Annotated in this window: 1 pseudogene; it reads right to left on the bottom strand. The window is 38.0% G+C overall.

What is annotated here, in order from left to right:
- Window positions 1-209: 209 nt before the first annotated feature.
- A pseudogene (gene tnpA / locus KQI39_RS17140) lies at window positions 210-683 on the bottom strand (IS200/IS605 family transposase).
- Between the last annotated feature and the right edge of the window lie 130 nt (window positions 684-813).

The raw sequence follows: 813 nt of genomic DNA, 5'->3' as shown, positions 1-813 counted from the left end.
GTCAAGACCACCCGCTTAGCGGGTGGCTTGCTCTGTCCCTATAAGGGACTATTCCCTGCTTGCGCCCGGAAGGCGCACTGACAGTCTGCCAACTGCACCACATTTACAGCAGCCCCTTCCAGGGGCTATTCCAGTGCTTCCTTATTCCGGCGCTGCCCCAAAAGGGGCTTGCTGGTTTGCTTTGATTTCCTACTACTGCTCCAAGCAGTTTATTTCTTGTTTTTCTTCACCGGCTCACCCGTAAACGGGTCGATATACTCTACTAATGACATCTGGTCATATTCTAAATCTTCTTTTAATTAATTCTGAATATACTCTTTTATTGCAGCTGTATTTTTTCCTACTGTATCTACATAATATCCTCTACACCAGAAATGTCTATTTCCATATTTGTATTTCAAATTTGCATGTTTTTCAAATATCATTAGTGAGCTTTTTCCTTTTAAATATCCTACTATTTCTGATACCGAATATTTAGGTGGTATTCTTACTAGCATATGTATATGATCCGGACAACACTCTGCTTCTATTATTTCTATTCCTTTTCTTCTGCATAATGATCCTAATATTTGTCCTACATCTGCTTTTATATCTTTATAGATTACCTGTCTTCTATATTTTGGTGCAAAAACAATATGATACTTGCATTCCCATTTAGTATGAGCTAAACTATTTACGTTCATTTTATGAACCTCCTGTGATTTAATATTTGTGGTTTGCAGACCTACATTTATTTTAACACAGGAGATTACTTATATCTAAAGATCTTCCCTCCCCCTGCATAGCAGGGGGTTTATTTTTACTGTCACACAA

Source organism: Blautia sp. MSJ-36, assembly GCF_018917985.1.
GTDB lineage: Bacteria > Bacillota > Clostridia > Lachnospirales > Lachnospiraceae > Blautia_A.
The sequence above is the reverse complement of the archived record's forward strand: the minus strand, read 5'-3'. Positions and strand labels throughout refer to the sequence as shown.